The organism is Telluribacter roseus (genome assembly GCF_017355915.2).
GTDB lineage: Bacteria > Bacteroidota > Bacteroidia > Cytophagales > Spirosomataceae > Telluribacter.
Window position 1 is genome coordinate 105,243 of record NZ_JAFEUV020000001.1, and the last position, 12,972, is coordinate 118,214.

12 protein-coding genes are annotated in these 12,972 nt (G+C 50.7%); 9 read left to right on the forward strand and 3 right to left on the reverse strand.

All coding sequences use genetic code 11. The features are described 5' to 3' along the window. Positions 1-69 precede the first annotated feature (69 nt). From fmt to JTN23_RS00465, 3 genes are all read left to right on the forward strand, one after another. A complete protein-coding gene (gene fmt, locus JTN23_RS00455; RefSeq protein ID WP_262918379.1) occupies positions 70-996 on the forward strand; it encodes a methionyl-tRNA formyltransferase in 927 nt (308 codons plus the stop codon). Positions 997-1,057: 61 nt separating this feature from the next. After that, positions 1,058-1,567: a dihydrofolate reductase gene (locus JTN23_RS00460; RefSeq protein WP_247231431.1), complete on the forward strand. Its 510-nt coding sequence runs from the start codon at positions 1,058-1,060 to the stop codon at positions 1,565-1,567. 39 nt (positions 1,568-1,606) lie between these two features. Then, on the forward strand, positions 1,607-2,710 hold the full coding sequence (locus tag JTN23_RS00465; protein ID WP_247231433.1) for an alpha/beta hydrolase-fold protein: 1,104 nt from the start codon (positions 1,607-1,609) through the stop codon (positions 2,708-2,710). Positions 2,711-2,790: 80 nt separating this feature from the next. On the opposite strand, the gene hslU is transcribed toward JTN23_RS00465, so the two are convergent. Then, the gene (gene hslU, locus JTN23_RS00470; RefSeq protein ID WP_247231435.1) at positions 2,791-4,194 is read right to left on the reverse strand and encodes an ATP-dependent protease ATPase subunit HslU; all 1,404 of its coding nucleotides are present in this window, start codon (positions 4,192-4,194) and stop codon (positions 2,791-2,793) included. A gap of 141 nt (positions 4,195-4,335) precedes the next feature. Next, positions 4,336-5,388 (reverse strand): type IX secretion system protein PorQ, encoded by a 1,053-nt coding sequence (gene porQ, locus JTN23_RS00475; protein WP_247231437.1) that lies wholly within the window; start codon positions 5,386-5,388, stop codon positions 4,336-4,338. An 82-nt stretch (positions 5,389-5,470) separates the two neighbouring features. Here porQ and JTN23_RS00480 point away from each other — a divergent pair, with 82 nt between their 5' ends. From JTN23_RS00480 to JTN23_RS00495, 4 genes are all read left to right on the forward strand, one after another. Then, on the forward strand, positions 5,471-7,030 hold the full coding sequence (locus JTN23_RS00480) for an acyl-CoA carboxylase subunit beta (protein ID WP_247231439.1): 1,560 nt from the start codon (positions 5,471-5,473) through the stop codon (positions 7,028-7,030). Positions 7,031-7,052: 22 nt separating this feature from the next. Then, positions 7,053-7,868 carry a CPBP family intramembrane glutamic endopeptidase gene (locus JTN23_RS00485; protein ID WP_247231441.1) on the forward strand — a complete coding sequence of 272 codons (816 nt, stop codon included), beginning with the start codon at positions 7,053-7,055 and terminating at the stop codon, positions 7,866-7,868. 33 nt (positions 7,869-7,901) lie between these two features. Further along, positions 7,902-8,960, forward strand: coding sequence for a phosphotransferase (locus JTN23_RS00490; protein ID WP_247231443.1), 1,059 nt, complete (start codon positions 7,902-7,904; stop codon positions 8,958-8,960). A 116-nt stretch (positions 8,961-9,076) separates the two neighbouring features. Continuing rightward, the gene (locus tag JTN23_RS00495; protein ID WP_247231445.1) at positions 9,077-10,147 is read left to right on the forward strand and encodes a M42 family metallopeptidase; all 1,071 of its coding nucleotides are present in this window, start codon (positions 9,077-9,079) and stop codon (positions 10,145-10,147) included. A gap of 117 nt (positions 10,148-10,264) precedes the next feature. On the opposite strand, the gene JTN23_RS00500 is transcribed toward JTN23_RS00495, so the two are convergent. Further along, on the reverse strand, positions 10,265-11,023 hold the full coding sequence (locus JTN23_RS00500; protein WP_247231447.1) for a DeoR/GlpR family DNA-binding transcription regulator: 759 nt from the start codon (positions 11,021-11,023) through the stop codon (positions 10,265-10,267). Between the two features lie 107 nt (positions 11,024-11,130). Between JTN23_RS00500 and JTN23_RS00505 the strand changes: the two genes are divergently transcribed. Beyond that, complete coding sequence (locus tag JTN23_RS00505) at positions 11,131-11,661, forward strand: 5' nucleotidase, NT5C type (protein ID WP_247231449.1); 531 nt, start codon at positions 11,131-11,133, stop codon at positions 11,659-11,661. A 17-nt stretch (positions 11,662-11,678) separates the two neighbouring features. Next, positions 11,679-12,539: an ABC transporter substrate-binding protein gene (locus JTN23_RS00510; protein ID WP_247231451.1), complete on the forward strand. Its 861-nt coding sequence runs from the start codon at positions 11,679-11,681 to the stop codon at positions 12,537-12,539. The last annotated feature ends 433 nt before the right edge of the window (positions 12,540-12,972 follow it).

The following is a 12,972-nucleotide window of genomic DNA, read 5'->3' on the forward strand; positions in this document are numbered from 1 at the left end:
AGTAAGGATGACAAAAATAGCAATATTTGTGAATCCTAACAAGTACAATTTATTAAATGACGTATTACCATGGCAGCACCCCTACGAATCATTTTCATGGGTACACCCGATTTTGCAGTGCCTAGTCTGCGGGCTCTGGTGGAACATAATCATCATGTAGTAGCGGTTATTACTGCGCCTGACCGACCCTCAGGTCGGGGCCTCAAACTGACTCCTTCTCCCGTAAAACAATATGCCGTCGAACAGGGTATTGCGGTACTTCAGCCCGAGAAGCTGAAAGATCCGGCGTTCCTGGAGCAACTGCGGGAGTTGCGGGCCGACCTGCAGATCGTGGTGGCCTTCCGGATGCTCCCCGAGGTAGTGTGGGCCATGCCTCCGCGGGGTACTTTCAACCTGCACGCCTCGCTGCTGCCCCAGTACCGGGGAGCCGCACCGATCAATTGGGCCATCATCAACGGCGAAACCGAAACAGGAGTAACTACCTTCTTTTTAGAGAAAGAGATTGATACGGGCAAGATTATATTTCAGGAGAAAGAGGCCATCTCACCCGACGATACCGCCGGTACCCTGTACGAGCGCCTGATGCACAAAGGGGCGGAGCTTGTTGTGCGTACCGTAGAGGCTATTGCCGAGGGCAACTACCCCCAGGAGCCGCAGCCTGAGGGGGCTGAGCTCAAAGCCGCTCCCAAGATATTCAAAGAAACCTGTGAGATAGACTGGAACCGTACGACTGGTGAAATCAGAAACTTTGTGCGGGGACTGGCCCCTTATCCCGCCGCCTGGACCTCCCTGAACGGAAGCTTCTGTAAAATATTTTCTGTTAGCCGAGCTGAACATGATAGTACGAATGGGCAACCGGGAGAGTACTATACTGATAATAAGAAGTACCTGTATATGCGGGCTGCTGATGGATGGTTGTCTATAGACGAGCTACAGCTGGAGGGCAAGCGGCGCATGAGTACCGAAGAGCTGCTGCGGGGTATGAAGTTCAGCTGATTAGCAAGCCAATACCTGTCTGTTGATGGCTTTGATGTTATACATTTTAATTTAGAGGTTAATGATTGTTTCTTTTATAGTGGCGGTGTCAGAAAATGGGGTAATAGGTACTGATAATCAGTTGCCCTGGCGACTACCCGACGACCTGAAACGGTTTAAGCGCCTGACCATGGGAAGCCCGATGATCATGGGCCGCAAAACCTATGATTCGATCGGGAAGCCACTACCCGGCCGCACGACTATTATTCTCACCCGCAGCAGGGATTATCAGGCCGAAGGGGTAGAAGTGGTACATTCGCTCGATGATGCGCTGAAATTGGCAAGATCTTTGAGTAAAGAAGAAGTGTTCGTCATTGGAGGAGGAGAGATCTTCAATCAGGCCATGGCACTGGCTGGTCGAATCTACCTGACCCAGGTACTTACCCACATCGAGGGAGACACCTTTTTTACCATACCAAATCCGGAGCAATGGAATGAAACGTATCGTGAGTTTCACTCTGCCGATGAAAGACATGATTATTCCTTCATTTTTTTGGATTTGGAACGTAAAAATCTTCCTGCGACGTTATAATTATATAATTATACCCTATCTGTGAGAGAGAGTAATGCTATGAGTACTAAATGTAATACACTGCTTGATACGCTAAGTCTTGAGCTGACTACCCCTATTGTAGATGACCGTCCTGTATATATAACCGGTAATTTTTGTAACTGGGCTCCTGGGGATGAGAAGTTTATGATGCAGAGAGTCGCTGCGGGACGTTATATATTTCATTTTGCAAAAGAGGAGGTTTTACCATCTGTAGTCGAGTATAAGTATACCCGTGGTAGCTGGGATCAGGTGGAGCTGGATACGAATGGAAATCCGTCCGTTAACCGGGTTACCGATAAGAAAAAGGGATGGCTGCAGGACTTTGTGCCTCGTTGGGGAGCTAATAAAGCCGTAACCCCTACCGATTACAGTCCGATTGTAGAAGTACTGGCCGATGATTTTGCCGGTTCCAAGCCTCAGGCACGTCGCCGTATCCGGGTGATTCTGCCTTACAACTACTTTGCCGATACCAACCGTCGCTATCCTGTTATGTACATCAGCGATGCGCATAACCTGTTTGGAGAAGATCTGACACAGAGTGTCTCGACGGTTGAGCGTAAGATGAAGGAGCTGGCCTCTCGTGGCAAGGGAGATATCATCATAGTAACGATCGATAACCTGGATTCGGAGCAGGTACATGAGTTTTCGCCCTATGATAATCCTGGTCTGGGAAAAGGGCAGGGAACTATGCTCCTACGGTTCCTGATGAATACCCTCAAGCCGAAGATCGACTCCCTGTATCGTACCCTCTCCGACCGCAAGAATACCGGTATTGGTGGTAGCGCGATGGGTGGTTTGCTGAGCGCCTACGCTGGTGTCATGTACCCTGATATTTTTGGCCGTTTAATGATATTTTCGCCCTCGCTGTGGGTATCCGAAAAGATATTCTATGATGCCTTCCATTTCTTTGAGCCGTATCCGACCCGGGTATATCTGTACGCCGGAGAGGAAGGTGAAGAAGAAGAGGTACCCTCTGTAAAGCGCCTCAGCGATACACTGGTACAGCAGGGATACGGCTACAAGCACGTACAGGTGACGCTTACAATGGACAAAGAAGGCGATGACCGTGAGCGCTGGGCTGAACAATTTCCCAAAGCCCTCGAGTGGTTGTACTTCGAATAGTAAATACTGATCTACTTAATAAATAAAGCCCCGCTTCTGCGGGGCTTTCTTTATTAGTACCTTTATGATATGAATCGATCTTATAAGATATACTGGCTGAGGTCGCGGTTCTGGGAAAGCGAAGAGAGCTTCTCTTTGACCATCTCCTGCGTAACCACCAGGTGGGCGTTAGCACCGATCACATCGGGTACATCAAACATGAAGTCGTTGAGCAGGGTACTCATGACCGTCTGCAGGCGACGGGCTCCGATGTTTTCTACCTCACTATTCACTTCAAACGCGATGCGGGCGATTTCGCGCAGGGCTTCATCCTGAAAGTGCAGATCTACCTGCTCGGCGCGCATCATAGCTTCGTACTGCTTGGTCAGCGCGTTTTTGGGTGCTTTCAGGATCTGGTAAAAATCGTCCTGCGTCAGGCTCTGCAGCTCCACCCGGATCGGAAAACGACCCTGCAGCTCTGGTATCAGATCCGACGGCTTGGCTACGTGGAAGGCACCGGCCGCGATAAACAGGATATGATCGGTATTGATCACGCCATACTTGGTATTGACAGCGCTACCTTCCACAATGGGGAGAAGGTCACGCTGTACGCCCTCACGGCTTACGTCCGGACCACTGCCTCCCGAGCGGTTGGCGGCTACCTTATCAATCTCATCAATAAATATGATTCCGAGGTTTTCGGCCTTCTGGATCGCCTCTTCCTTTACTTCATCCATGTCGATGAGCTTGGAGGCTTCTTCTTCAAGGAGTAGTTTTTTGGCTTCCTCTACCGTTACCCGGCGTTTTTTGCCGCGGCGGGGCATCATGTTGCCGATCATCTCCTGGATGTTCATCATGGATACGTCGTCCACCGCGCCACCGATCATACCTATATTAGGCGACTGATTCTGCTGTACTTCGATTTCGATCTTGCGGCTGTCGAGCTCGCCGTTCCGGATCTTCTCACGGAAGCGCTCGCGGGTACGCTGGTTCAGTTCGTGGTCGTCGTCGGGGATACGATCCCGGTTTTTATCATTCATGCTCTCGAAGCCTACGCCCACATTATTAGGTGAATGCATGGGAGGAATCAGTGTGTCCAGAATGATGTCTTCAACGATCTGCTCAGCTTTTATTTTAACTTCTTCCTTCTTCTGGGCTTTAACCATGCTCACGGCCTGCTCTACCAGGTCACGCACCATGCTTTCTACGTCACGGCCTACGTACCCTACTTCGGTAAATTTGGAAGCTTCTACTTTAATAAAGGGAGCATCGGCAATCTTGGCCAGTCGGCGGGCTATTTCGGTTTTACCTACCCCCGTAGCCCCAATCATCAGTATATTATTGGGCACGATTTCGCGCTGTATATCACTCGGGCTATTCATCCGACGCCAGCGGTTTCTGAGTGCTATGGCTACATTGCGCTTGGCGTCATGCTGGCCTATAATGTATTGATCAAGTTCAGAAACGATTTGTCTAGGGGTTAGTTGATCTAAGTGTTCGGTCATATCTGGTTTGTAGTAGTACTATTAGTAGCAAAGTGGCAGTAATGAAACTTTGGGTTACAAAGGGTGCTAGTCTCCTAGGTATATCTCTAAATACCTGCCTATTGTTTAGAAACGCCAAAAGTACCTTCCGCGTTTGGTTATTTATTCTTTTTTCAAATCTATATTGAAAGATAGGGTATTAGTTCCAAGTCCGGGAACGTACTGGGCACGCCCGTAGCTGATGCCAAACCGGCTCACCCGCAGCCACGCCCCGAACGTTACACCGGCCAGTCCGCCCGCATTCTGCAGGTGTAGTTCCTGACGGCGCAGGTGATCATAGCCTACCATGAGTCTGAACCGGGGGTGAATCAGGATCTCGGCCCCGGCTGAGAGGTGGCGCAGGAGCTTTTCGGGAATAGCTACCCGGCGGGGTACCCGGTTGCCATTGGCATCAAAGGAGTAGAAAAGAGCCGGATCATTATAAACCATGTCAAAGCGATACAGATGGTGTGCCGTTACCGAAAAGCGGAGCGGCATGTAGGTTGGCTTGAAGGTAACTCCGGCTCGCACGTCAAAAGGGAGGGGGGGAGGAGCACCTCCACCGTAATTCTGTCGCACAAAACCCATATTCTTGACTACAAACCCTGCTGTAAGGTCATGATCCGGATGCCTGAATACCGCCCCCCAGTCCAGAGCGAGTCCCCACAGTTGATAGCTCTCAATGCCCGATCCCAGCCATTTCAGCGACCCACCCAGTGTAATGTTGCCCCGGGTGTGCCCATAGCCTACGGTCACGGCATAGTCAGCTGCTCTGAACTCGCCCGTAGGGGTACCCGTCGGGTCGGTCTGGGTCATGGTGCCGTAGTGAAAGTACTGTACTCCGGCGGCCCAGGTTCCGCCGGTCCGGGGGAGGGAGTGGGCGTAGGCGAGGTTGACAAAGCGGGTATCGGCCAGGTGGGGCATCAGGCTCAGGGACAGCTGCTGATGCGAGCTGCTATCCAGCAGGGCCGGGTTGTGCATAAAGAGCAAAGGGTCAGAGCCCGGTAGCGTCAAGTGGTAGCTGCCCAGGGCGGAGCTACGGCCCTGGGTGGGGAGCTGCAGGAAAGAGAGTCCGGTACGTCCACCGGTGGGTTGAGCCTGTACCCCGGCCGCCAGCCCCAGCAGAAGAGCAGTGGTTATGACAGTGGCTTTCAGGTACCGGACTATGGGCTTCATGCAAAAATTTCTTGATTACGTAAAATAGACTGTATATTTATACGCCTCAAGGTAACAAAAATAGACATAACGTTTGGATTACATGGAATCAACGACTGGTACTACGCGTAAAACGGATATTCTGAATAGAAAAAATGCCGAAGCCCTGCTGGGTGGTGGCAAAGAGCGCATTGAATCGCAGCATAAGAAAGGCAAGCTGACCGCCAGGGAGCGTCTGGAACTGCTTCTGGACGAAGGCTCCTTTGAAGAGATTGGTAAGTTTGTGATGCACCGCTCCAAAGACTTCGGGCTGGACAAGGAGCACTACCTGGGCGATGGCGTAGTGACCGGATACGGTACTGTCGGAGGGAGGCTGGTGTATGTGTTTGCGCAGGACTTTACCGTTTTTGGAGGATCGCTCTCCGAAACCCACGCCGAAAAGATCTGTAAAATGATGGATCTGGCCATGAAAAACGGAGCCCCCATCATTGGCCTGAACGACTCGGGTGGGGCCCGAATCCAGGAGGGGGTACTCTCGCTGGCGGGCTATGCGGATATTTTCTACCGCAATACCCTGGCCTCCGGGGTTATTCCTCAGATATCGGCCATTATGGGCCCTTGTGCCGGTGGAGCCGTGTATTCTCCCGCCATTACGGATTTTATCATGATGGTGGAGCAGACCAGCTATATGTTTGTAACGGGCCCTAACGTGGTCAAGACGGTGACGCACGAGGACGTGACCTCTGAAGAGCTCGGCGGTGCCATGACTCACGCTACCAAGTCAGGAGTCACGCACTTTGTAGCCGCCAATGAAGTGCAGTGCATTGAGTACCTCAAGCAGCTGCTGAGCTACATCCCTCAGAACTGCGAGGACGAGCCCCCCATGCTGCCCTACGAATCGGGCGATGAGAAACGTCCCGGCCTGAATACCATCGTTCCTGACAATGCGAATCAGCCCTACGACATGCGGGAGATTATTGAGGAACTGACGGACGAGGGGAGCTTTTTTGAGGTACATAAGTACTTTGCTGAGAATATAGTAGTGGGCTTCGCCCGACTGGCGGGACGTAGCATTGGTATCGTGGCTAATCAGCCGGCGGTACTGGCGGGGGTACTGGATATCAATGCCAGCCAGAAGGCCGCCCGCTTTGTCCGCTTCTGCGATAGCTTCAACATCCCGCTGCTGGTACTGGAAGACGTACCAGGCTTCCTGCCCGGTACCGATCAGGAATGGAACGCCATTATCACCAACGGCGCCAAGCTACTCTACGCCTTCTGCGAAGCTACCGTACCTCGCGTGACGGTCATTACCCGCAAAGCCTACGGTGGTGCCTACGACGTGATGAACTCCAAGCACATCGGAGCGGACATGAACTACGCCTGGCCTTCGGCCGAGATTGCCGTAATGGGAGCCAGCGGAGCCGCCGAGATTATATTCAAACGAGAAATTGCCCAGGCGGAGGACCCACAGGCCAAGCTGCAGGAGAAGATTCAGGAGTATACCGATAAGTTTGCGAACCCGTTCCGGGCGGCGCACCGGGGGTATATTGATGAGGTGATATATCCGGAGCAAACCCGCGAGAAGCTCATCCGGGCCTTCAAGATGCTGGAGAATAAAGCCGCATCCCTGCCCCGTAAGAAACACGGTAACATTCCACTCTAATCCTTTATACTACTAGTAGCCAATGGCCACTGCTACCAGCACAGCCGAACATACCGGAGTGCCTCATAAGAGCACTTCTGATAATAATCCCAATGGCAAAGAAGCTATTGAAGTGCGCCTCAATAGAGGCGCATTTTATCGTTGGGGACCCTTCCTGATCCTGCCGGTCCGGTTTGTTCTGGCTGCCTTACTACAATGGGCAGTATGGCAACTTTTCTATTCTGCTGAGGAAAATGGTTTCGAGCAGGCTGGTCAGTGGTTTACGGTGTATGGAACTCTTATTGATCTGGGCTGCCTGGCGCTTATTCTGAGGTTTATCCGGCCCGAAAGGCTTCGGCTTATTGATCTGGTAAACTTTGACCGGGAGAGGCTGTGGAAAGAGGTCCGGGAAGGCTTTGGGTATTTACTTGTGCTTCTGGTAGTAGGTCTGGTGGGAGGTGGCATAGCCGGTTACCTGATCTTCGGTGGTCCTGCCCCTAATCCGCTGGGTCAGTTACCCACAGCAGGAGCCTTATACAGTATCCTGGTCTGGCCTATTATCTGGGGTGTCACCGAAGAGCTTACCTATTTCGGTTATGCCTTTCCCCGGCTGCAGGTACTGACCCGGAATACCTGGTTGGCTGGTGCACTGGTAGCATTTTTCTTTGCTCTTCAGCATGTAGCTTTGCCACTGAGGTACGATGTTGACTTTATGTTATACCGCTTTTTCTCCTCCCTGCCGGTAGCCCTGGTTATATTGCCACTATACCTGCGAACCCGAAGGCTATTTCCTTTTATTGTAGCGCACTGGGTAGTGGATTGTCTGTCGGCCGTACTGGCAAATTACGTACCTATGTAGTCCAATCTTTTCAAATCACAAAGTTAACTATCAATGTCCGATAAAAAAGCGCGCTTTCGTCAGCAGTACCCTGTTGCCTTTTTCCTGGATAAAGATCAGCCCGACGAACTGACGTACTTTCTGCAGGACCGGGGCTGGATAGAGCCCTACGAGACGGTACTATCGGTGAGCAAGCCCGGCGAAGGCAATATGAACTATGTACTGCGGGTAAAGACCGAAGCTCAGACATTCATCATAAAGCAGGCGCGCCCCTGGGTGGAGAAGTACCCGCAGATAGGCGCTCCGGTGGAGCGGGTGGAGGTAGAGGCGCAGTTTTACCGGCTGGTGACCCGGGTACCGGAGTTACGGCCGTTTGTACCGGTTCTGCTTGGCTTTGACGGTGGGAGTTTTATCCTGATGATGCAGGACCTGGGCATTGCCTCTGACTATACCGAGATCTATCGCTCCGCTGAGCCTGTTACCCCCGCCGACCTTGTAGACCTGCTGCGGTTTCTTTCGGGCCTGCACGCTATGGAGCCAGCCCCAGATCAGTTTCCGGCAAATCAGTCGCTCAAAAAGCTGAACCACGAACATATATTCAGGTACCCCTACCTCCCGGACAATGGGCTGGATCTGAATACCGTGCAGGAGGGCCTGGCGGAGATAGCCGTTGCCTATAAGCAGGATGAGGAGCTGAAACTAAGAGTCGAAGAACTGGGGCAGGTATATCTGTCAACCGGTACTACCCTCATCCACGGGGACTACTATCCGGGCAGCTGGCTGAAAACAGCAGGCGGACCAAGAGTAATCGATCCTGAGTTTGCGTACCTGGGGCGGGCGGAGTTTGACCTGGGCGTGCTGGTAGCGCACCTGATGATGGCCCGTACTCCCGATACGACCATCCGAATGGCTCTGGACATGTACCAGCGCCCGGAGTACTTTGATCCGGCACTGTTTCATGGTTTTTGCGGAGCGGAGGTTATTCGCCGATTGATCGGGCTGGCTCAGCTACCTCTGGACCTGACCCTGGACGAGAAGGCGGAGCTGCTGGCCTGGGCGCGTGAGCTGGTACTGCAGCCCGAGGCCGGAAACATTTTTTCGGATGCGAAGTAGTTATGAAAAGGTGGTAGAAGAAGCAGAGGGGCCACGGTAATAAGAGCTCTTTTTCAAATCAAGCCTATTTTAATAACTTGCAATCCAACCCAAACCAGTAAAAGTGAATAGAACCTATGAGTGATCAAAGCAGAGAATTTCTTTATAAGTACCTTAATAATGCCTCCCCGACCGGTTTTGAAGTGACGGGGCAGCAGATATGGCTGGACTACCTCAAGCCATACATTGACGAACAAATCATAGATGTATACGGTACCGCCGTGGGCGTAATCAACCCCGGCCAGCCGTACAAGGTAGTGATTGAGGCACACTCCGACGAGATATCGTGGTTTGTGAACTACATCAGTGAAGATGGTTATATCCATGTACGCCGTAACGGTGGTTCCGACGCGGCTATTGCTCCTTCCATGCGGGTAAACCTGCATACAGCTAAGGGAGTAGTACCGGGTGTATTTGGCTGGCCGGCTATTCACGTACGTGATATCAGCAAAGACCAGGTGCCCAAAGTACATGACCTGTTCATCGATGTGGGAGCTACCAAAAAAGACGAAGTACTCGAGATGGGTATCCACGTGGGTACGGTAGTGACCTTTGCCGATGGCCTTACCGAAATGAACAATCGCTACTACGTAGGTCGTGCGCTCGACAACCGCATCGGTGGGTATATGATAGCAGAGGTGGCCCGTATGCTCAAAGAGAATAATGTGCAGCTGCCTTACACGCTGTACGTGGTGAATGCCGTACAGGAAGAGATCGGCCTCCGCGGTGCCGAGATGATCGTGCGTCGTCTCCGTCCTGACCTGGCCATCTGTACCGACGTAACGCACGATACGCAGTCGCCGATGTACAACAAGAAGGAGCAGGGAGATCTGAAGTGTGGTAACGGACCCGTAATCTGCTACGGGCCTGCGGTACAGAACAACGTACGCGAAATGCTTATCCGGGTAGCCGAGGAAAAACAGATTCCATTCCAGCGCCAGGCGGTAAGCCGCTCAACCGGTACTGATACCGACTCATTTGCCTACGCTACCGAAGGGGTAGCCTCGGCGCTGATATCGTTGCCGCTCAAGTACATGCATACTACCGTAGAAACCGTGCACAAAGATGATGTACAGAATGTGATCAAACTGATGTACGAGACGCTCCTGACGCTGAAAGGAGATGAGGACTACCGCTATATCAAGTAGGTAGTAGATGTACTTTGACTTATTTAGGATTCCACAGCCTAAGCTGTGGAATCTTTTTTTTGTCCTGGAAGTATAAATTACCTTAGGACCTCAGGAATCGGCTAATCGATCTGACATTTACCAGATTTCTACGCCTAGTGCCTGGTACGAACTTAATCGCTCCTGGTCCAGTGATGAATCAGTAATCAGCAAATCCAGTTCATCATAATCACAAACCCGACAGGTTTCGGCCGTGTCAAACTTGTCTTTCCAGGCAGTGGCTACCACCCGTTTGGAGGCTCCGACCATCGTCTGTTTTACGAGGCATTCTTCATAATTAGGCGTTGTTACTCCCAGCTCGGAATGAATACTGCAGACACCGACTATGCAAAGATCTGCCTGAATTAGGCGAAATATCTCCACCGTACCGGCCCCGATGGCTACCTGAGCCGATTTGAGCACTACCCCCCCCACCAGTATTACCTCCAGCCTATGATAGGAGCAGAGTATCTGGGCTATGGGAAGGCTATTGGTAAAAATGGTCGCCTGCAGGTCGACAGGGAGCATTCCTGCAATGATCATATTGGTAGAGCCATTATCCAGGATGATTGTCTGCCCGTTTTCAAAAAGTTGCAGGGCCTTCGTGGCTATGACTTCTTTCTCACTACGGGCATAGGCGATCCGTTCATTAAGATTATGGGGCGCCGGGGCTTTGGGTATGAGAGGTACCGCGCCACCGTGTACTTTTCGAAGCTGCCCTGCCTGCGCCAGTTCATTCAGATCACGTCGAATGGTATCGTCTGATACCTGAAGCTCCTCACTCAGGAGCTGAGAGGATACCCTTTGCTGCCTGGCAAGTTTCTGCCGAATATATTCCAGACGTTCTTCTCTTAGCATTTGTGCGGTATTGTGCGTTTTTGTTAAGCAAATTTAATACAAATATCTTAAATAGATGCGTTTTGTTTCGGTATATTTGCGTAAACTAATTTAAAAAACGAAACATCATGAAAAAACAACGCATTGCCATTGATATGGATGACGTACTGGCCGATGCCAACGGGCGATTCAGGGAGTATGCCATAAACCACCTGAGTGTTGATCTGTCGGCAAGTTTGGATACGCCAAATCTGAGTTGGGAGCATGCCTTCCCGGAGCATCAGCCCCTGATCCGCACCTGGATAAGGAACGAGGGGTTCTTTGCGGGTATGCAGGTACTGCCCGATGCTCAGGAGGTAGTAGAGAGGCTCACCCATCGTTACGAGGTTTTCATCGTATCGGCAGCTATGGAGTTCCCGCTATCCATGAAGGAAAAGCTGGAATGGATGAACCAGCATTTCCCGTTCATTGACTGGCGCTTCATTGTCTTTTGTGGGCATAAGTATATGATAAAAGCGGATTACCTGATCGATGATCACGAAAAGAATCTGAAATACTTCGAAGGGCATCCTTTGCTGTTCTCAGCCAGTCACAACCTCGATTTGCAAGGCTATACCCGTGTGAACAACTGGCGTGAGGTAGAGGCGATGCTTCTTTGAAAGTAAATGGCTTACTAGTGGTTTTCGTTATCTTTACCGAAACCATCCTGTCCGCCATGGCTCACTATACCGATCAGACTGGCTTTACGATTGAAATCACTACCCTTCCCCAACGGATAGTGTCGCTGGTACCCTCTCAAACTGAGCTTCTCTTTGATCTGGGGCTTAATGAGCAGGTCGTAGGAGTGACTAAATACTGCGTACATCCTGAGCCTAAAGTGCGGGATAAGGTAAAGGTAGGAGGTACCAAGAACCCCGATATAGCCCTGATCCGTGAGCTGAATCCTACACTTATCATCGGCAATAAAGAGGAGAATACGCAGGAGGTCATTGAGCAACTCCGGACTGAATACCCCGTATGGCTTTCGGATGTCAATACGTTGGCTGAGGCTACTGGGATGATACGCAGCCTGGGCGAATTAGTATGCAAAGAGCCCTCTGCTCAGTGGATTGCAGATAAAGTGCAGGAGCGTTTTCAGGAGCTTGCTGATGAACTGGCTCAGCAGCCACCAGCCAGGCATAAGACAGTACCTCGTCGGGTAGCCTACTTTATCTGGCGTAAGCCCTGGATGGTAGTTGGCTCTGATACCTTTATTCATGCCATGCTCGAAGCTGCCGGATTCAGTAATGTATTTGGCGATCTGACCCGCTATCCGGCCTGCTCGGAAGGAGAACTAGACCAGTTTAATCCCGATGTAGTACTCTTGTCTTCGGAGCCTTATCCGTTCAAGGAAAAGCATTTAGCCGAGCTGCGTGATATCTATCCCAGGGCCACTATCCGGCTGGTAGATGGTGAGCTATTCAGTTGGTACGGGAGCAGGCTGCTTCGTACTCCTGATTACCTGCGGCGCTTGCGGGAGTCGTTACTTCAGCCCTGATTTACTAAAGGAGTTTTACTACCTCACTCTTCTGTTCTGGCCTCCGCTTCGGGGGCTTTTCTGCTTCCTATCCGGTACCTTCCGATCTTTTTTAGGGCTTTTCCAACTTTTGTACAGAAGTTAGAATCCTGATTTATATCATTTTTGATAACCGCTTAATAAAAAATGATTATCTAAAAGATAGAAATGGTATTATAAAAAGAAGAAATAGCCGATTAGGTACATTATTAAATCATTAATTATAAAATTTCGAGAAAAAGTATTCAACAAAAAAGTGTAACTTCACGTTATATTAGAAAGCGAAAATTCGCGATCTGCTTAGTCAACTAGAAAATTTACTTTAAAATTTGTAACTTTATAAAGAGAGCCATCCATGAAAAAAGCATTTTGGTTATTTCCGGTAGCATTAGCTGTAAGTACAGCCGCTGTATTT